An 18,010-nucleotide genomic window follows, 5' to 3' on the forward strand; every position below is an offset into this window, starting at 1 on the left:
TGGTTACCGCTTACAGAGCGTCGGAACCGCGTTCGCCGGTGCGCACCCGGACGATGGCGTCGACCGGGGTCACCCAGACCTTGCCGTCACCGATCTTGCCGGTGCGGGCGGCCTCCACGATGACCTCGACGACCTTGTCGACGGAGGCGTCGTCCACGACCACCTCGACCCGAACCTTCGGGACGAAGTCGACGGAGTACTCGGCACCGCGGTAGACCTCGGTGTGGCCCTTCTGGCGACCGTAACCCTGAACCTCGCTGACGGTCATGCCGAGCACGCCCGCCTGCTCCAGGCCGGTCTTCACGTCCTCCAGGGTGAACGGCTTCACGATCGCAGTGATCAGTTTCATTTTCGTCATGCCTCCTTGACGGCGGCGGTGCGCGCCGCACCACCCACAGCAGCGAAATCGTATGCCGTTTCAGCGTGATCCGACTCGTCCATGCCGACGAACTCCTCTTCCTCGCTCGCGCGGAGGCCGATGGTGAACTTGATGGCGAACGCGATGATCAGCGTCACGATGAACGAGAAGGCAAGCACCACACCGGCTCCCACGGCCTGACGCCACAGCTGGTTGAAGCCGCCGCCGTAGAACAGACCCGCGACACCGGCCGGCGCCTCCTTGGTGGCCACCAGGCCGACCATCAGGGTGCCGATGATGCCGCCGACCAGGTGGACGCCCACCACGTCGAGCGAGTCGTCGAAGCCCAGCTTGAACTTCAGGCCGACGGCCAGGGCACAGGCCACACCGGCGACCGCGCCGATGGCCAGCGCGCCGAGGACGTTCACCGAGGAGCAGGACGGGGTGATGGCGACCAGACCCGCGACGACGCCGGACGCGGCGCCCAGCGAGGTGGCGTGACCGTCACGCAGCTTCTCCACGAGCAGCCAGCCGAGCATGGCCGAGCAGGTGGCGAAGGTGGTGGTCAGGAAGGTGGAACCCGCGGTGCCGTTGGAGGACAGCGCCGAACCGGCGTTGAATCCGAACCAGCCGAACCACAGCAGACCGGCGCCGAGCATGACGAAGGGCAGGTTGTGCGGACGCATCGGGGTCTTCGGCCAGCCCTTGCGCTTACCCAGGACGAGGCAGAGGGCCAGGCCCGCGGCACCGGCGTTGATGTGGACCGCGGTACCACCGGCGAAGTCGATCACGTGCAGCTTGTTGGCGATCCAGCCGCCCTCGTGAATGACATTGCCGTCGGAGTCGGTGGCGTTGAAGTCGAAGACCCAGTGCGCGACCGGGAAGTAGACGATCGTGGCCCACACCGCGGCGAACAGCGCCCAGGCGCCGAACTTCAGGCGGTCCGCGACCGCGCCCGAGATCAGGGCGACGGTGATGATCGCGAACATCAGCTGGAACGCCACGAACACGGTCATCGGAATGTGAGTGTTACCGGCCAGCGGGATCCCGACGACCTTGGTCGGATCGGAATCCGCGACCGCGTCGGGACCGATCAGGCCCTTGAGGCCGAAGAACTGCTTCGGGTTGCCGATCAGTCCGAACTTGTTGTTGCCGAACGCTGCCGAGAATCCGAAGATTGCCCATAGCACGCCGACGATGCCCATGGCACTGACGCTCATCATGATCATGTTGAGCACGTTCTTGCTACGGACCATGCCGCCGTAGAAGAACGCGAGCCCCGGGGTCATTAAAAGCACCAATGCCGAACTCGCCAACATCCAGGCTGTGTCGCCGGTGTTCGGCAAATCAACGATGGGGTACGCCACCTTTGTCCTCCTCATCTCTGGCCCCGCAGCAACCTGCGAATAAGCCTGCAATGAGATTCACCAGTCGGTGTTTCAGCCGTGATCCTGCGGCGTTTCGCGTAGGTGAACGGGTGAGCTTGCAGTGTTGCGGTTACGTTTCCGAAACCGCACCGCTGTTATGACGACCGGGTGAGGATGATGTTGATTTCGGTATCGATGCAGTTCAGTAGCGGTTAACCGAGCAGGGCGTCGACGAAGGCGCCCGGTTCGAAGGGTGCGAGGTCGTCGGCGCCCTCTCCCAAACCGACCAGTTTGACTGGAACGCCCAGCTCATGCTGCACCTGGAAGACGATGCCGCCCTTGGCGGTTCCGTCCAGCTTGGTCAGCGCGACACCGGTGATGTCCACGACGTCGGCGAAGACCCGCGCCTGCATCAGGCCGTTCTGGCCGACCGTGGAGTCGAGCACCAGGATGACCTCGTCCACCGCGGCCTTCTTCTCCACCACACGCTTGACCTTGCCCAGCTCGTCCATCAGGCCGGTCTTGGTGTGCAGGCGGCCGGCGGTGTCGATGAGCACCACGTCCACGCCGCGATCGATGCCGGCCGACACCGCGTCGAAGGCCACAGCCGCGGGATCCGCGCCCTCCTTACCGCGCACGGTCTCCGCGCCCACGCGCTCACCCCAGGTCTGCAGCTGATCGGCGGCCGCGGCACGGAAGGTGTCGGCCGCGCCCAGCAGCACGCGGCGGCCGTCGGCCACCAGCACACGCGCCAATTTGCCGGTGGTGGTGGTCTTTCCGGTGCCGTTCACGCCCACGACCAGCAGGATCGACGGGTGATCGGCGTGCGGTAGGGCACGGATGGCGCGATCCAGCTCGGGTCGTAGCGCGTCGACGAGCACCTCGCGCAGCAGGACGCGCGCGTCGGCGGCGGTGCGGATGCTGCGGGCGGCCATCTCCTGGCGCAGCCGCTCCACGATGGCGGCGGTGCTGGCGGTACCCAGGTCGGCCATGACCAGGGTGTCCTCGATCTCCTCCCAGGAGTCCTCATCCAGATCGCCACCGCCCAGCAGGCCCAGCAGCGACTTGCCGACGGCGTTCTGGGAGCGGGACAGGCGACCGCGCAGCCGGGTCAGCCGGCCCGCGGTGGGCTCGATCTCGGCGATGGCCGCGGCGGCCGCCTCGGCGGGGGGCGCGGTTTCGGGCGCGGCGGCAGGCGCGCCCGAGTGCGCGGCGATGGCGGCCTCGGCGGCAGCGGCCACCTCGGCGGCGGCGACCGCGGCCTCGGCGGCCTCCTCGGCGGCGGCCTCTTCCGAGACAGGGTGCTCGACGACATCCCCGGCGGCGGTGCCGGCCGCGGTCTCACCGGCCTGATCGGCGGCCTCGACCGCCGCAGCTCGGGCGCTGTCCTCGGCGTTCTCGGGCGACTGCGTCGCCGCGTCACCCGCGTCGGCGACCTCGGCGGCCGGGGCGGATTCGGTGGCGACGGGCTCGGTGGGCGTGACGGGCTCGGTTGCCGGAGCGGGCTCAGGGCCCTGGACCGGGTCGGGGAGGCGGACATTGGTGATGCTGCGCTTGGCGGCGTCGCGCGGGACGGCGGCGTCGTCGCCGACGTGCGGCTGACCCTCGTCGTCGGTGCGCTCGGGCGGGAGCGGCAGCGGTTGCGGCTTGGGTTTGGCGGCGGGCGCCTGCTCGCGCTCGGCGGTGCCGCTGCCCTGGCTGAAGTTGAATCCGCTCGAGGCCTGATATCCGCCCGACCGGTCGGTCACCTCCTTGGTCTCGGTGACCTCCGGGGTCAGCGAGATCCGGCGGCGCTTGTTCAGGGCGTAGCCGGCAACCAGCGCCACGAGCAGCACCGCCGCGATCGCGGCGATGAGAATCCACAGTTCAGCAGTCGTCACGCCCCCATCCTTTCAGAGGCACCTGTATTACCGGATTCACATACCTACCGACGCGTCGCAGGGCAGTGTCGTCTATCACACAGCGATGCCGTGTGATGCGGAGACACGCCGGGTAGGGGCCTGGAAATCCCAGCAACTACCAACCGGTCTGCTCGAGAAAGTGCCACAGTGCGGAAGGAGCGGCGAATGCGACACCGAGACAATAGGATCGGCGACGTGACCGATCGAAATGTGCTTGGGGGACCGCTGGAGGAGTGTGGCACCGATCCTCTCACCGGCTTCTACCGGGACGGATGCTGCAGCACCGGTCCCGAGGATTTGGGCAGCCACACCGTCTGCACCGTGGTGACGGCGGAATTCCTGGAGCACCAGAAGTCGATCGGCAACGATCTCGTCACTCCGCGGCCCGAGAACAACTTCCCGGGCCTGCAACCGGGCGACAGGTGGTGTGTGGTGGCCGTGCGCTGGCTGCACGCCCACGAGGACGGGGTGGCCGCGCCGGTGGTGCTGGCCGCCACCCACGAGAACGCCCTCGAGGTGGTGCCCATGGAAACCCTGCGCAAGTACGCCGTCGACGTCCCCGACGACGTCAGCGACCTGCTCTGAGACCCTGCCGCAGTCGGCTCAGCCGCCGGTGTGTAGTCCGTTGTCGCTACCCCTGCGCAGCAATGCCTCTGTGGCGCTGCGCAATTCGACGCGGGCCGCGCACAGCTGCGGGTCCGAGGCGAAGGCCACGCGATCGGCGCCGGCGTGCAGGGGGCCGTGGAGGACCTGCAGGGCGATGGAGCCGGCGACGGCGCCGAAGAACAGGGCGATCAGGGCGGGGCGCTCACCGGCCAGGGTGAGGGCGAGCGCGGCCTGACCGCCGAACACGGCCGCGGTGGCCGCCGAGAGCACCAGCGAGTGGGTCATGTCGGCGCGCAGCGCCTCGCCCTCGTCGTAGGCGTCCACCACGGCGATGCCCAGGCCCAGCACCACCAGGTCGGCCGCGATCACCGACAGCATGGCCGTGCGCGGCAGGACGTTGAGCCCCAACAGGATCAGGGCCGCGCTGAGCCCGAGCAGCAGCGCGCCGATGGTGAGCAGGCCGGCCGCCGACCGCCGCGAATCCTCGGACCATTCGGCGTGCTGTCCCAGCATCCCGAGCATGGTGCCGAGCAGCGCCAGCAGGGTGAGCGCGCCGAGCAGGTACCCGGCGGGCAGGAAGCCGCCCGCGGCGGGCATGGCCAGCAGGGCGCACAGCGGCAGCAGCCCGACCCGCCACCAGCGGTCTACGCGCTCGACGGCGCCGAGGGGCAGCAGCCGCACGAAGACTCCGCTGAAGGCCAGCACCGGCGCGCACACCAGCACGATGCGCGGACCGTCGAACCAGGAGTTGCCGCCGGCCAGCCGATCCGCCACCACGGCCGCGGCGAATGCCAGCAGCCCGATGGCAGCCCTGCGTAACAACGGCTTTCGCGGATCCCGCGCCAGTAGATACAAACCGAGCCACCATGCGACACCGAACGTCGCGGCCGACACCCAAACCACGCAGGGAGCGTACTTCCCCACTGGCCCGTTGCGGGTCCATACGAAGACGCCAAATATGGCCTTCTACCAGTATTTTTCGCCTCCACACCCGCCTCGTCACACCTTCGCATCCGTTCGGACACACCCAGGTCACGGAGTGCCCCAACGGCTTTCAGGGCGGGGCCGATTAGGGGCTCATGCGGGGGTGGCGTGGCGACGGCGATGTGCCTTCTGACGGCAGGCGGCGGAGCAGTAGCGGGCCGGGCGGCCGGTGCCGGTCGGGTGGATCGGGGTCGCGCAGATCGGGCAGTGCGGCGTTTCGTCACGCGCCATGGTTTCGTCACGGGGCGCGGGCGGGTTCCGGAGTTTCGTCACGGTGCCGGACACGGGCCGGGCACGCATGGAGTCCAGGACCAGGGCGGCGGGGCGGGACAGCTCGTGGCCCGGGCTGAGGCGTTGGATGGCAACACATCCCGTGAACAGGGCCAGCACGTCGGAGAGCGCGAGGTCCGGGCGGACCGCGCCGGCGCGCTGCGCGGCGACCAGCAGATCGTCGAGGGCGGTGTGGAAGCGGGCGCCCGCGTCCTGCACCAGTTCGCGGGGCCAGCCGTCATTGGCGGCCAGGTCGCAGACGGCCTGGTTGCGATGGGACGTGACGATGACCTCGGTACAGAAGACGAAGAAGGCCCGGCCCGGGTCGGGCGCGTCCCGCAGGCGGTGCGCGAGAGCGGTGAGGCGGTCGATGCGCTGCTGCATGACCGCCTCCAGCAGTGCGGTTTTGGTGGGGAAATGCCGGTAGACGGTGCCCGCGCCGACGCCCGCGCGGCGGGCCACCTCGGCCAGCGACACGGCGACGCCGCCCTCGGCGAGGGCCCGCTGCGCCGCGGCCAGCACCAGCGCGCGATTGCGGCGCGCATCGGACCGGGTGTTCGGGGCGGGCTTGTCGCGGAGCAGAGTCGGCTCTACGCGGGACAGGGTGTGCTCTACGTGGGACAGGCTGGGCGCGGACATTTCGTTACGCGGGTCCTTTCCGGTGGTGGTCAACGGAAACGGGCGGTTCTAGCGTCCATATTCGGGTTGACCGACCCGAATACTACCGAACGAACGGCTGACGATGTCTTCTCGAAATGATCCGACCGAGCCTTCTCGCAATGATCTGGTGCTGGTGACCGGGGCGACCGGCAAGCAGGGCGGGGCCACCGCGCGCCGGCTGCTCGCCGCCGGCCGGGCGGTGCGGGCGCTGGTACGTGATCCGGAATCGCCTGCGGCACAGGTACTCGCGGCCGCGGGTGCACAACTGGCCGTCGGGGACTTCGACGCTCCCGAGTCCCTCGCCCCGGCGCTGTCCGGCGTGGGCGCGGCCTTCCTGGTGCCGCCCGCGACCTTCGGCCCGAACGGCTGGGACACCGAACTGGAGGTCGAGCGCGGCACGCGGTTCATCGCGGCGGCGCGCGCCGCCGGGGTGGAGTTCATCGTGTTCACCACCGTCGCCTCCTACACCGAGGACGGCAAGTGGGGTGCGCAGGGCAAGCGGCGGGTGGAGGAGGCGCTGCAGTCCAGTGGCCTGCACTGGACGATCCTGCGCCCGGCCCGCTTCATGGAGAACTACTTCATACAGGGCTTCCCGGTGGACGGCATCAACGATGGTGTGCACAAGCATCTGTTCCCGGCGGACCGGCCGGTGCAGTCCATCGCCCTCGACGATATCGCCGTGTTCGCGCACCTGGCCTTCGAGGATCCGGCCCGATTCCACGGCCGGGTCCTGGAATTGGCCGGTGACGATCCGACCATGCCCGCCGCGGCCGCCGCCATCACGGCCGCCACCGGGCACGCGGTGCGCTACCTGGAGGGCACCGAGGCCGAGGCCGAGGCCATGGGACCCGAGGTCGGGGCGGTCTGGCGCTTGTCGCGGCAGGGCCAGGGCTGGCACGCCGACATTCCCGCGCTGCGCGAAATCCATCCCGGCTTGCGGACTTTCGACATGTGGCTGGCCGAAACCGGTGCGGCACGGCTGAAGTCGCTGCTGGACGGGTGAGAACCGCGGGCGAGGAAGACCCGAGCCTCCTCTCCCGCGGTCACCGGACTGGGTAGGTCACTGCAGGGCACCGTTGTAGTCCGGCAGCTTGAAGGTCTTCAGGGCGTGGCCGCCGGACAGGTCGGAGGCGCTGTTGCCGATATTGGCGACGATGGTGTAGCCCTGGGCCTCGATGGAGGCGCGGGTGGCGGTCTTGTAGTCGGCGAGGGCGCCCGCGCCGCTGGAGCCGGTGGTGAGGCCGCCGCCGTACAGCCCGTCCACCGGGTAGCCGACAGTGGTCAGGTTGATCTGGGTGTAGAAGTTCATGAGCGCGGGCCGGCCGGTCACGAAGATGATGGACGCGCCTTGGCTTTTCGCCCACTGCGCCAGCTTCAGGATCGGCTGGATGGCCGGAGTGATCGGGCCCGGATGGTAGGTCGTCTCGAGCACGGTGTTGTCGACGTCGAAGACGATGGCGGGCTTGGTGGTTCCGGGCAGCGCGGTGGTGAGGTAGGTCTGCGCGTCGGCGGCGATCGGAGTGATGTCGCCGATCCACTGGCTGTAGGGCGGCAGGTTGCTGTTGCTGCCGCCGGAACCAGACAGGGAGCCGGTGCCCGAGCCGGACGCCGAGCCGGATCCGAGTGCGGAGGATCCGGAGTCGGCCAGGGCGGCCGGGAGCGGGGCGACCAGGCCGACGGCGATGCCGGCGGCCAGTACTGCGATGGAACGTCTCATGGGGCCGGACGCTAATGCCCCGCCTATGCGACGCGCAGGCGTTTCACTTTGCCCCGCACCGCAATCCCGCTCACCGGGACGGCGGCGCCACGATCGTCACCGGGTCACGGTGTCGCGCCGACCAGATTCTCCCCGCGCATGCGCTGCGAGATCACCTGCGTGATGCCGTCACCGCGCATGCTGACGCCGTAGAGCGCGTCGGCGATCTCCATGGTCGGCTTCTGGTGGGTGATGACGATGAGCTGGCTCTTCTCGCGCAGCTGCTCGAACAGGCCGATGAGCCGGCGCAGGTTGGTGTCGTCCAGCGCCGCCTCGACCTCGTCCATGACATAGAACGGGGAGGGCCGGGCCCGGAAGATCGACACCAGGAAAGCCACTGCCGCAAGGGATTTCTCGCCACCGGAGAGCAGCGACAGCCGCTTGACCTTCTTGCCCGGCGGGCGGGCCTCGACCTCGACGCCGGTGGTGAGCATGTCGCTGGGATCGGTGAGCAGCAGCCGCCCCTCGCCGCCGGGGAACAGGCGGCCGAAGACGCCGGTGAATTCGCGTTCGACGTCCTCGTAGGCCTCGGTGAAGACCTGCAGGATGCGCTCGTCCACCTCGGCGACCACGTCGAGCAGGTCCTGGCGGGCCTTCTTGACGTCCTCGAGCTGGGTGTTGAGGAAGGTGTAGCGCTCCTCGAGGGCCGCGAACTCCTCCAGCGCCAGGGGATTCACCTTGCCGAGGGTGGTGAGGTCCTTCTCGGCGCGCTTGGCGCGGCGCTCCTGGGTAGCGCGGTCGTAGGGCATGGGCTGGGGTGCGCTGACGGCTTCGCCGCGGTCGCGGGCCTGCTCGTACTCCATCATCTCCAGCGCGGTGGGCGGCATGGGGACGTCCGGGCCGTATTCGGCGATGAGGTCGTCGAGGCTGATGCCGAACTGTTCGGAGATGGTGGTCTCGACCTGTTCGATGCGCAGCGCGGCCTGGGCGCGGGCCACCTCGTCGCGGTGCACGGCGTCGGTGAGCTGGGTGAGCTGGGTGGTGAGGGCGCGGGAGCGTTCCTTGGTCTGCTCCACCTGGGCCGCGAATTCGCTACGGCGGCGCACCAATTCGTCGCGGCGGGTGGCGGCCTGGCCGACCACCTGCTCGAGTTCGGCGGCCACCCGTTCCGCGGACTCGGCGACCACGGCGGCGACGGCGGCGGCCTGGCGGCGGGCGGCCTGGGCGCGTTCGGCGCGGGCGCGGGTCTCGCGTTCGACGCGGGCCGCGCGGCGCAGCGAATCCGCTTTGCCGCGTACCGATTCCGCGCGTTCCTCGGCGGTGCGGACGGCCAGGCGGGCCTCGACCTCCATCGAGCGGGCCTCGGCGAGGGCGGCGGCGGCCTCCTCGCGGGCGTACCCCGCGGTCTCGGTGCCGGCGGCCTCCGGATCCATTTCGGCCTGTTCGAGTTCGGCGTGGCGCAGCCGGTCCTCGAGGTCGGCCAGCTTGGAAAGCGTGTCCTCGCGGCCGGTTTCGGCGTCGTCGCGCTGGGCCAGCAGGCGGTCGCATTCGCGCTGGGCGGTGCGGGCGGCGTGGCCGAGACGGCCCAGGCGGTCGTAGATGGCGACCAGGGCCTGATCGGATTCGTGCAGGGCGAGCAGGGCGTGATCGACCGCCTCCTTGCGGTCGGACTGCTCGGCGAGCGCGCCCGCGAGCGCGGCCTCGAGTTCCTCGGCCGTGCGCTGCCAGGAGGCCAATTCGTCCTTGGCGGAATCGATGTCGGCCTGCACCTCGAGCTGGCTGGGTGCGCGGTCGGAGCCGCCGAGCAACCAGCCGCTGCCGGTGAGGTCGCCGTCGCGGGTGACCACGCGCAGTTCCGGGCGCTCGGCGAGGACCCCGGCGGCTGTGGCGAGATCGTCGGTGACGGCGATGCCGGCGGTGAGGGCGGCGATGGCGGCGCGCAGATCGGCGGGGCAGTCCACCACCTCGGTGAGCCAGCGCGCGGCGGCCGGTAGTCGCGAATCCGCCGGTGCCACCGGCTGATCGGCGGCGTCGGCGTAGACGATGGCGGCGCGGCCGCCGTCGGATTCCTTGAGGGCCCGCACGGCGGCGTGGGCCGAGGGCCCGGTGTCGGCGGCGACGGCGTCGGCCAGCGGGCCCAGCGCGGCGGCGACCGCGGACTCGAAACCGCCGTGCACCCGGATCAGCCCGGACAGCGGGCCGAGCAGGCCGTCGGTGCGGTGCTCGAGCAGCCAGGCCGCGCCGTCCTTGCGGCGCAGGCCCATGGTGAGGGCCTCGATGCGGGCGGTCAGCGAGGCGACGCGTTTACCGGCCTCGCGGTCCTTCTCGCGCAGTTCGGTGACGCGCTGGTCGGCCAGGGCGAGCGCCTGGGCGGCGTGCTCGTAGGAGTGGTCGAGGCCCTCCTCACCCGCGTCGAGTTCGCTCAATTCACCCTGGACGGCCTCGAATTCGGCGTTCGCGTCCTCGCCGCGGCGGCGGGCCTCGGCGATGCCGGTGGACATGCGCGCGATCTCGCCGTCCACGGACTGGGCGCGAATGCGCAGGCTGTCGACCTGGCCGGACAGGCGGGCCAGGCCCTCGCGGCGGTCGGCGATGGCGCGGACGGCGGCCAGGTGGGCCTGTTCGGCAGCCTTGGCGGCCTGCTCGCGTTCGTACAGTTGCTCGCGGGCGGCTTCCAACGTTTCGGTGGCCATTTCGACCGCTTCGCGTAGTTCGGCCTCTTCGGCTTCGACCCGATCCGCCTCGCGCTCCAGCTGTTCCGGGTCGCGGCCGGCGCCGGCGGGTTGCTCGATGGTGAGGTTGCGCGCGCGATCGCGGGCAATGCGGATAGTGGCATTGACGCGTTCGGCCAGGGCGGACAGCTGGAACCAGGTCTGGGCGGCGGCCTCGGCGCTGGGGGTGAGCTTGGCGAGCTCGAATTCCTGCTGGGCCAGGGCGGCATTGGCGGCGTCCAGCTCGGCCTGCATATTGACCTGCTGCTCGCGGGCGTAGGCCTCCTTGCTCTGCTGACTCTCCAGTTCGCGGCGACGGCTCACCAGATCGTCGGCGGCCAGGCGCAAACGAGCGTCGCGGAGGTCGGACTGGACGGTCGCGGCGCGGCGGGCCACCTCGGCCTGTCGGCCCAGCGGCTTCAACTGCCTGCGCAATTCGGTGGTGAGGTCGGTGAGGCGGGCCAGGTTGGCCTGCATGGCGTCCAGCTTGCGGACCGCCTTCTCCTTGCGCCGCCGGTGCTTGAGCACGCCCGCGGCCTCCTCGATGAAGGCCCGCCGATCCTCCGGCCGCGATTCCAGAATCGCCGACAGCTGGCCCTGACCGACGATGACGTGCATTTCCCGGCCGATGCCGGAGTCGCTGAGCAGCTCCTGGACATCCATGAGCCGGCAGGAGTTTCCATTGATCTCGTACTCGCCCGCGCCGTCGCGGAACATGCGGCGGGTAATGGACACTTCGGAGTACTCGATTGGGAGCACGCCGTCGGAGTTGTCGATGGTCAGCGTGACTTCGGCACGACCGAGCGGGGCGCGGCCCGTGGTACCGGCGAAGATGACGTCCTGCATCTTCCCGCCCCGCAGGGCTTTCGCGCCCTGCTCACCCATCACCCAGGTGAGCGCGTCGACGACGTTGGATTTCCCCGACCCGTTGGGCCCGACCACGCAGGTGATCCCCGGTTCGAATCGCAACGTCGTCGCGGACGCGAAGGACTTGAACCCCTTCAGCGTCAGACTCTTCAGGTGCACAGCGGCTCAGACTACCCGCTCCGCCGGGATTGCCCCGAGTATGCCGGACACCAGGACTTGAGTCTCCCCCAAGGGGAAGCACCAAGGTTGACGCATGGACGACGAAACGCTCTACACGATCGGGGCGCTGGCCGAACGCACCGGCCTGACGGTCAAGACCATTCGGTTCTACTCCGACAAGGGGATCGTTCCGGCGACCATGTACAGCCCCGGCGGCTACCGGCTGTACGACATCGAGGCCGTGGCGCGCCTGGAACTGGTACGCACCCTACGCGAACTGGGCATGGACCTGGCGACCGTGCGGCGCGTGCTGTCCCGCGAAACCTCCCTGACCGAGGTCGCGACCGCGCACGCCGAAGCGGTGGACGTACAGATCCGCGTACTGCGGCTCCGGCGCGCGGTGCTCCGCGCGGTGGCCAACCGGGGATCGGATGACAAGGAGATGGGATTCATGCACAAACTGGTGCAATTGTCCGAAGCCGAACGCGCCCGGATCATTCACGACTTCGTCGACGACACCTTCGGCGCCGTGGACGGCAACCCCGCCGTCCTGGAACTACTCCGTTCCACCATGCCGGAACTCCCCGACGACCCCACCCCCGACCAGGTCGGCGCCTGGATGGACCTGGTGGAACTGGTGCAGGACAAGGAATTTCGCGCCGCGGTCCGCCGCATGGCGGAGTACCAGGCCGAGGAACGCGCCGCCGGCGACCACACCGGCCTCCACCACGACCTCACCGAGGCCGTCCGCACCGAAGTCGCCCGAGCCCTGACCGACGGCATCGCCCCCGAAAGCCCCGCCGCAGCACCCGTCCTCGACGCCCTCACAGCCCGCTACGCCGAAACCTTCACCAAGCCGGACGACCGCAATCTCCGAGAATGGATCCTGAACCGCCTGGAAATCGCCAACGACCCACGGGTAGAACGCTATTGGCGCCTGGTGGCCACCATCAACGCCTGGCCCCCACTCCCCGACCTGACCCCAGCCTTCGACTGGTTCGCCACCGCGCTCCGCACCCGAATCGGTCAGCGCTGAAGGGACGACCGCCAACGTCCAAGGCCGAACAGCGTGCCGCACCTCCTGCATCGGACGTGCGGCACGCTCGAGGGCGGCGGGGTCAGCGGGTGCGGTGGCGGTTCTGGGCGGCGGATTCCCAGCCCATGACGACGCGGAAGACGAGGACTGCGCCCCAGGGGCCGATGACCCAGATGGGCCAGGGGTAGGTGAATTCGCCTGTGGTGAGGGAGATTGCGGCCCAGATGACGAGGCAGAGGAGACTGACGCCCAGCCAGGCGCTGCCTTCGATCTGCTGCCAGATGGGGAAGCGGGTGCGGGAGATGGACCGGGGTGCAACGGTCTTGGGCAGTTTGGGGAGGTCCTGGAGGACAAGTTGGAGGTCTTCGCGGGTGGCGGTGGCGTAGACCCGGGTGAGGCGCTCGTTGTATTCGGCCAGGTCGAGGCGGCCGTCGGAGAGGTGGCGGCCGAGGAGGTCGGCGATCTGGGCGCGCTCGGCGTCGGAGGCGCGGGTGCCGGTGGTGATGTCCATGTCGATCCTCTCGGTCGGACGCTGCCATATGTTCCACAGTGGAATATGAATCCAGGATAAACCTCCACAGTGGAATGTCAAGGACATTGAAGTGATGGCGGGTGCCAGCACATTTGCCAGCAGGGGTGATGCGATGAGATGGTTAGTGCCAGTTCTCGGACAAGGAGTCATCGTGGACCTCGAATGGTCGCCTGCCGATCTGGCATTTCGTGATGAAGTGCGCAGCTTCCTCGACGAAAAGTTAACCGACGATCTTCGCCGTGCGGGACGGTTGGCGACCAGCGTCTACCCGGACCACGAGGCCAGCATGCAGTGGCAGGCCATCCTGCATGAACGCGGCTGGGCCGCCCCGGCATGGCCGGTGCAGTACGGCGGCTGCGACTGGAGCCTGACCCAGCACTACATCTTCGGCCGCGAATGCACCCTGGCCGGCGCACCGAACCTGTCCCCCATGGGAATTCGCATGGTCGCGCACGCCATCATGGCCTTCGGCACCCCGGAGCAGAAGGACTTCTTCCTGCCCCGCATCCTCACCGGCGACGTCTTCTTCTGCCAGGGCTATTCGGAGCCCGAGGCGGGCTCGGACCTGGCCTCGCTGACCATGGCCGCGGTGCCGGACGGCGAGGACCTGGTCGTCACCGGCTCCAAGATCTGGACCACGCACGCCACCGAGGCCAACTGGATCTTCGCCCTGGTCCGCACCTCCCGGCAGGCCAAGAAGCAGCAGGGCATCACCTTCGTGCTCATCGACATGCGCACCCCGGGGATCGAGATCCGCCCGCTGGTCATGACCTCCGGCGAGCAGGTGCAGAACCAGGTGTTCTTCGATCAGGTGCGGGTGCCGCAGGCGAATGTGCTGGGCGCCATCGACGACGGCTGGACCGTCGCCAAGTACCTGCTCAACTTCGAGCGCGGCGGCGGCGCGGCGGCCCCGGCCCTGCAGGTCATGGCCGAGGAGCTCGCCCAGGCGGCCACGCAGCAGGTCGCCCCGAACGGCGGCGCGCTCATCGACGACCCCGCCTTCGCCGCCAAGCTGGCCGATGCCCGCCTGCGCGCGGACGTGCTGGAGATCCTCGAATACCGCACCCTCGCACTGGTTTCCAGCGGGAAGGACCCGGGCCCGGCCGCGTCCACCATCAAGATCCTGGGCACCGAGCTGAGCCAGACACTCACCGAGCTCGCGCTGGAGGCCGCCGGTCCGCGCGGTCGCGCCTATCAGCCGCACGCCACCATGCCGGGCGGCCCGATCGCCGATTTCACCCCGCCCGCAGACGGTTTCGTCGCCGGCGCCGACTGGCAGGCGGTCGCACCGCTGCGGTACTTCAACGACCGCGCCGGCTCGATCTACGCCGGCAGCAACGAGATTCAGCGCAACATCATCGCCAAAGCCACCCTGGGACTGTAGCCATGGACTTCTCCTTCACCGCCGAACAAGAACTGCTCCGCGACACCGTCACCGAGTTCCTCGCGGCGCGCTATCCGCTCGAGCCCAGCCGCGCGGCGGCGCACACCGGGGCCGGCTGGCAGCCGGAGGTGTGGCGCGGGCTGGCCGAGGAGGTCGGGATTCTCGGGGCGAGCCTGCCGGAGTCGGTGGGCGGCATCGGGGGCGGCCCGGTCGAGACCATGATCATCGCCGAGGCGCTGGGCGCGGCACTGGTGCTGGAACCGTACGTGGACACCGTCGTGGTGGGCGGCGGCCTGCTGCGGCGCGCCGGCGGCAAGCGGGCCGAGGATCTGCTGACGGGCATCGCCGCCGGCGAGGTGGTCACCGGATTCGCCGCGCTGGAACCGCGATCCGGCTACGACTACACCGCTGTCGCGACCACGGCGGTCCGCGACGGTGACGACTGGGTGCTGACCGGTGAGAAGACGGTGGTGACCGCCGCACCGCTGGCCACCCACCTGCTGGTGACCACGCGACTGGACGGCGGCATCGCGCTGTTCGTGGTCGATTTCGACGCCGCCCATCCCCCCGCCGGGCTCACCGCGCGCCCGTACCGCACCATCGACGAGCGCCAGGCCGCGGACCTGACCTTCGAGGCCCTGCGCGTGCCCGCCGACGCCCTGCTGCTCGCGGACGCGGGCGAGGCCATTGCCGCCACCCTGGACGAGGCCATCGCGGCGGTGTGCGCCGAGGCGGTCGGAGCCATGCGCAAGGTGGTCGCCGACACCGTCGCCTACACCAAGCAGCGCCAGCAGTTCGGCGTCCCGATCGCCAGCTTCCAGGCGCTGCAGCACCGCATGGTGGACATGCTGCTGGAGCTCGAACAGGCCGTGGCCGCAACGTATCTGGTGACGCTGAAGCTGGACGCCCCCGCACCCGAGCGGGCCCGCGCCGCCTCGGCCGCCAAGGCCACCATCGGCCGCGCCGCCCGGCGCATCGGCCAGGAGTCGGTGCAACTGCACGGCGCCATGGGCATGACCGAAGAGCTGGCCATCGGCCACTTCTTCAAGCGCCTGACCGCCGTGCAGTACGAGTTCGGCACCACCGACCAGCACATCGCCCGCTATGCCGCACTGACGCGGCCGTAGCGGTTCCCGCGCACCGGTTCAGGGGTGACCCGGCCGTCGCGCGGGCGATCCCGTAGCTACCGGCGATGGCCCTGGTCGACGCCGACGGGTATCCGTCCGGCATCACGGCGTCCGGCGCGGGGCGCGGCGGCGGCGCCCCGCGCCGATCCTCGCACGGCGAGCACGATAACCAGCGCCAATGCGGGTCCGGTGACGAAGCACAGCAGACCCAGCGCGATCAGCAGAACTGTTCCCACGTGCGGATTATTGTCCGCCGCGCCGCATTTCGCACAATTACGGCAAACGCCACCCTCCGGACCGAAGGAGCCGACCGGTCCAGCTGGGACGCGGTCCGGGAACCCACCGGCAACTGCGGCCGCGACCAGCGCCATGCTGGTGTGATCGAGGCCACAGCGGCCCACCCGTCACGTCCGCGGGCCCTGTCTCGTCCTTGGTGTGGAAACGAACGGGAGGAAAGGACGACACCATGTCGCGTTTGAACATGCAACAGGCGGCCCCCGAGGTCTACAAGGCCTGGATCGCCGCTGAGACCGCGATCCGTCGCGGCCCCCTCGACGCCACCGTGCGGGAACTGGTCAAGATCCGGGTCTCGCAGGTCAACGGGTGCCTGTTCTGCATCGACATGCACTCCACCGAGGCCCGCAAGGAGGGCGAGACCGAGCGGCGGCTCTGGCACCTCAACGCCTGGCGGGAGTCCGAGCTCTTCACCCCGGCCGAACAGGCCGCGCTGGAATACGCCGAGGCCGCAACGCAACTCGGCCCGCACGGGGTGAGCGACGAGATCTGGGCAGGCGTGGAGAAGCACTTCGACGAGGGCCAGCGGGCGGGTCTGGTCGCGGTGACCGCGCAGATCAACCTGTGGAACCGGATCGGCGTCCCGCTGCGGCTGGAGCCCCTGGGCGAGTAGCCCGCACCGGCCACGGCCCGAATAGCGTTGACAGCCAGGAAGGTTCTGTGGCTGGCTGACGGTATGGGCCGTGGTGAGAGCGATTCCGGACGCGTCCGGATCGCGGCAGTGGGCGATCTGCACATGCGCGAGAGCATGCGCGGCCGATTCCGGCCCGCCCTGCTGGAACTGGGTGAACGCGCGGATGTGCTGCTACTGGCCGGTGATCTGACCAATGGCGGCACCCTGCGCGACACCGACGCGCTGTGCGCCGAGATCGAGGACCTGCCGGTCCCGGTGGTCGCGGTCCTGGGCAATCACGATCACGACCGCCGGCTCGGCTTCCGGATCTCGGTGCGGCTCAGCGAGATCGGCGTCCACATGCTCGACGGCACCGCGATCACCCTGCCCGTCAACGGGATTCGCCTGGGCATCGCCGGGGTGATGGGCGGCAGCGGCGGATTTCCCGGCCACCCGGGCAATCCCGCCGAGGGCAGTGTCGAACACCGCGCCCGCTTCCGCCGCGGCCCCGCCGACGCCACCCGCCTGCGCGCCGCCCTGGAATCCCTCGACACCGATCTCCGCATCGCCCTCATGCACTTCTCCCCCGTCGTCGGCACCCTGGCCGGCGAACCCCCGAAGATCTACCCGGGCCTGGGCTGCCACGATCTCGCCGAGGCGGTGGACGCGGCCGGCGCCGCCCTCGCCATCCACGGCCACGCCCACGGCGGCACCGAATTCGGCCGCACCGCGGGCGGCGTCGAGGTGCGCAACGCCTCCTATCCGGTCATCCGCGCAGCCTGCCGGGTGTACGAGCTCGGCCACCCGAGCGACAGGTAAACCCGTTCGCGGTACCGTTGACGAAATCTCTACACACGGTGTGCCGGGAAGTCTGGTCGGCCGGTCCGAAACCTCGGGCCGCACGGTCCGACCTGGGAGTTTCGATGCGGCATCCGTTTTCGATCTTGACGTATTCTGCTGCCGTGAATGCCCGGCTGTTCGTCGTATCCTGCAGTTATGCATGCCGCTCAGATGGCCGAGGATTATCCCGTGATCGACCTGGACTCCGACGCGATCGACGCGGCGAAGTTGCTGGCCGAGCATCGACTACCCGGGATTCTGGTGACCGATGCCAAGGGGGCGCCGCATTCGGTGCTGCCGGCATCGCAGGTGGCGCTGTTCATCGTGCCGAAGTACGTGCAGGACGATCCGTCGCTGGCGGGGGTGCTGAACGAGTCCATGTGCGGGCAGGTGGTGAAGCGGTTGCGGGGCAAGAAGGTTCGGGATGTGATTCCGGAGCGGCTCACCAAGATTCCGGCCGCGAAGGCCGACGACAATATCGTCGAGGTGGCCGCGCTGATGGCGAAGTACAAGTCGCCGCTGGTGGCGGTGCAGGACGGGACCACGCTGCTCGGCGTGATCACGTCCGCGCGGCTGCTCGAGGTGGCGCTGGCGAACTGAGCCCG

General features: G+C 69.5%; 17 protein-coding genes. 8 read left to right on the forward strand and 9 right to left on the reverse strand.

The genetic code is table 11. The features are described from left to right. Window positions 1-10 precede the first annotated feature (10 nt). The 3 genes from ACFXHE_RS24980 to ftsY form a co-directional block, all read right to left on the reverse strand. Window positions 11-349, reverse strand: coding sequence for a P-II family nitrogen regulator (locus tag ACFXHE_RS24980; RefSeq protein WP_040859831.1), 339 nt, complete (start codon window positions 347-349; stop codon window positions 11-13). Window positions 350-354: 5 nt separating this feature from the next. Further along, the gene (locus ACFXHE_RS24985; RefSeq protein WP_379386708.1) at window positions 355-1,740 is read right to left on the reverse strand and encodes an ammonium transporter; all 1,386 of its coding nucleotides are present in this window, start codon (window positions 1,738-1,740) and stop codon (window positions 355-357) included. A 197-nt stretch (window positions 1,741-1,937) separates the two neighbouring features. Then, the gene (gene ftsY, locus ACFXHE_RS24990; RefSeq protein ID WP_379386710.1) at window positions 1,938-3,605 is read right to left on the reverse strand and encodes a signal recognition particle-docking protein FtsY; all 1,668 of its coding nucleotides are present in this window, start codon (window positions 3,603-3,605) and stop codon (window positions 1,938-1,940) included. Between the two features lie 216 nt (window positions 3,606-3,821). On the opposite strand from ftsY, the gene ACFXHE_RS24995 reads away from it, so the two are divergent. Then, on the forward strand, window positions 3,822-4,211 hold the full coding sequence (locus tag ACFXHE_RS24995) for a DUF2237 domain-containing protein (protein WP_326357779.1): 390 nt from the start codon (window positions 3,822-3,824) through the stop codon (window positions 4,209-4,211). Window positions 4,212-4,229: 18 nt separating this feature from the next. Here ACFXHE_RS24995 and ACFXHE_RS25000 read toward each other — a convergent pair whose 3' ends face one another. Both ACFXHE_RS25000 and ACFXHE_RS25005 read right to left on the reverse strand, forming a co-directional pair. Further along, window positions 4,230-5,135 carry a hypothetical protein gene (locus ACFXHE_RS25000; RefSeq protein ID WP_379386712.1) on the reverse strand — a complete coding sequence of 302 codons (906 nt, stop codon included), beginning with the start codon at window positions 5,133-5,135 and terminating at the stop codon, window positions 4,230-4,232. A 174-nt stretch (window positions 5,136-5,309) separates the two neighbouring features. Then, window positions 5,310-6,125, reverse strand: coding sequence for a TetR/AcrR family transcriptional regulator (locus ACFXHE_RS25005; RefSeq protein ID WP_379386713.1), 816 nt, complete (start codon window positions 6,123-6,125; stop codon window positions 5,310-5,312). A 103-nt stretch (window positions 6,126-6,228) separates the two neighbouring features. On the opposite strand from ACFXHE_RS25005, the gene ACFXHE_RS25010 reads away from it, so the two are divergent. Next, window positions 6,229-7,149, forward strand: a complete 921-nt coding sequence (locus tag ACFXHE_RS25010) for an NmrA family NAD(P)-binding protein (RefSeq protein WP_379386715.1) — start codon at window positions 6,229-6,231, stop codon at window positions 7,147-7,149. Between the two features lie 57 nt (window positions 7,150-7,206). Here the strand turns inward: ACFXHE_RS25010 and ACFXHE_RS25015 are convergent, their stop codons facing one another. Together ACFXHE_RS25015 and smc are read right to left on the reverse strand one after the other, a co-directional pair. Then, window positions 7,207-7,863, reverse strand: coding sequence for an HAD family acid phosphatase (locus ACFXHE_RS25015; RefSeq protein ID WP_379386717.1), 657 nt, complete (start codon window positions 7,861-7,863; stop codon window positions 7,207-7,209). Window positions 7,864-7,967: 104 nt separating this feature from the next. Beyond that, a complete protein-coding gene (gene smc / locus ACFXHE_RS25020; protein WP_379386719.1) occupies window positions 7,968-11,579 on the reverse strand; it encodes a chromosome segregation protein SMC in 3,612 nt (1,203 codons plus the stop codon). 94 nt (window positions 11,580-11,673) lie between these two features. Between smc and ACFXHE_RS25025 the strand changes: the two genes are divergently transcribed. Next, window positions 11,674-12,615 carry a MerR family transcriptional regulator gene (locus tag ACFXHE_RS25025; protein ID WP_379386721.1) on the forward strand — a complete coding sequence of 314 codons (942 nt, stop codon included), beginning with the start codon at window positions 11,674-11,676 and terminating at the stop codon, window positions 12,613-12,615. A gap of 82 nt (window positions 12,616-12,697) precedes the next feature. Here the strand turns inward: ACFXHE_RS25025 and ACFXHE_RS25030 are convergent, their stop codons facing one another. After that, complete coding sequence (locus ACFXHE_RS25030) at window positions 12,698-13,126, reverse strand: DUF1707 domain-containing protein (protein WP_379386723.1); 429 nt, start codon at window positions 13,124-13,126, stop codon at window positions 12,698-12,700. Between the two features lie 172 nt (window positions 13,127-13,298). Between ACFXHE_RS25030 and ACFXHE_RS25035 the strand changes: the two genes are divergently transcribed. Together ACFXHE_RS25035 and ACFXHE_RS25040 are read left to right on the forward strand one after the other, a co-directional pair. Next, window positions 13,299-14,531: an acyl-CoA dehydrogenase family protein gene (locus tag ACFXHE_RS25035; RefSeq protein WP_379386725.1), complete on the forward strand. Its 1,233-nt coding sequence runs from the start codon at window positions 13,299-13,301 to the stop codon at window positions 14,529-14,531. A 2-nt stretch (window positions 14,532-14,533) separates the two neighbouring features. Further along, the gene (locus tag ACFXHE_RS25040) at window positions 14,534-15,658 is read left to right on the forward strand and encodes an acyl-CoA dehydrogenase family protein (RefSeq protein WP_379386727.1); all 1,125 of its coding nucleotides are present in this window, start codon (window positions 14,534-14,536) and stop codon (window positions 15,656-15,658) included. Between the two features lie 56 nt (window positions 15,659-15,714). Here ACFXHE_RS25040 and ACFXHE_RS25045 read toward each other — a convergent pair whose 3' ends face one another. Continuing rightward, window positions 15,715-15,894, reverse strand: coding sequence for a hypothetical protein (locus ACFXHE_RS25045; protein WP_379386729.1), 180 nt, complete (start codon window positions 15,892-15,894; stop codon window positions 15,715-15,717). Between the two features lie 230 nt (window positions 15,895-16,124). Here ACFXHE_RS25045 and ACFXHE_RS25050 point away from each other — a divergent pair, with 230 nt between their 5' ends. From ACFXHE_RS25050 to ACFXHE_RS25060, 3 genes are all read left to right on the forward strand, one after another. After that, entirely contained in the window at window positions 16,125-16,565 is a 441-nt protein-coding gene (locus ACFXHE_RS25050; RefSeq protein ID WP_354837756.1) for a carboxymuconolactone decarboxylase family protein, read from the forward strand. Between the two features lie 108 nt (window positions 16,566-16,673). Then, complete coding sequence (locus ACFXHE_RS25055; RefSeq protein ID WP_379386731.1) at window positions 16,674-17,384, forward strand: metallophosphoesterase; 711 nt, start codon at window positions 16,674-16,676, stop codon at window positions 17,382-17,384. A gap of 177 nt (window positions 17,385-17,561) precedes the next feature. After that, entirely contained in the window at window positions 17,562-18,005 is a 444-nt protein-coding gene (locus ACFXHE_RS25060; protein WP_379386732.1) for a CBS domain-containing protein, read from the forward strand. Window positions 18,006-18,010 lie beyond the last annotated feature (5 nt).

The organism is Nocardia sp. NPDC059229, assembly GCF_042754165.1.
Lineage (GTDB): Bacteria > Actinomycetota > Actinomycetes > Mycobacteriales > Mycobacteriaceae > Nocardia.

Excerpts from the sequence above, each read along its gene's own strand:
- ACFXHE_RS24980 (WP_040859831.1), bottom strand. The coding sequence starts at position 349 with ATGAAACTGATCACTGCGATCGTGAAGCCGTTCACCCTGGAGGACGTG.
- ACFXHE_RS24985 (WP_379386708.1), bottom strand. The coding sequence starts at position 1,740 with ATGAGGAGGACAAAGGTGGCGTACCCCATCGTTGATTTGCCGAACACC.
- ACFXHE_RS25005 (WP_379386713.1), bottom strand. The coding sequence starts at position 6,125 with ATGTCCGCGCCCAGCCTGTCCCACGTAGAGCACACCCTGTCCCGCGTA.
- ACFXHE_RS25010 (WP_379386715.1), top strand. The coding sequence starts at position 6,229 with ATGTCTTCTCGAAATGATCCGACCGAGCCTTCTCGCAATGATCTGGTG.
- ACFXHE_RS25015 (WP_379386717.1), bottom strand. The coding sequence starts at position 7,863 with ATGAGACGTTCCATCGCAGTACTGGCCGCCGGCATCGCCGTCGGCCTG.
- ACFXHE_RS25025 (WP_379386721.1), top strand. The coding sequence starts at position 11,674 with ATGGACGACGAAACGCTCTACACGATCGGGGCGCTGGCCGAACGCACC.
- ACFXHE_RS25030 (WP_379386723.1), bottom strand. The coding sequence starts at position 13,126 with ATGGACATCACCACCGGCACCCGCGCCTCCGACGCCGAGCGCGCCCAG.
- ACFXHE_RS25040 (WP_379386727.1), top strand. The coding sequence starts at position 14,534 with ATGGACTTCTCCTTCACCGCCGAACAAGAACTGCTCCGCGACACCGTC.
- ACFXHE_RS25050 (WP_354837756.1), top strand. The coding sequence starts at position 16,125 with ATGTCGCGTTTGAACATGCAACAGGCGGCCCCCGAGGTCTACAAGGCC.
- ACFXHE_RS25060 (WP_379386732.1), top strand. The coding sequence starts at position 17,562 with ATGCATGCCGCTCAGATGGCCGAGGATTATCCCGTGATCGACCTGGAC.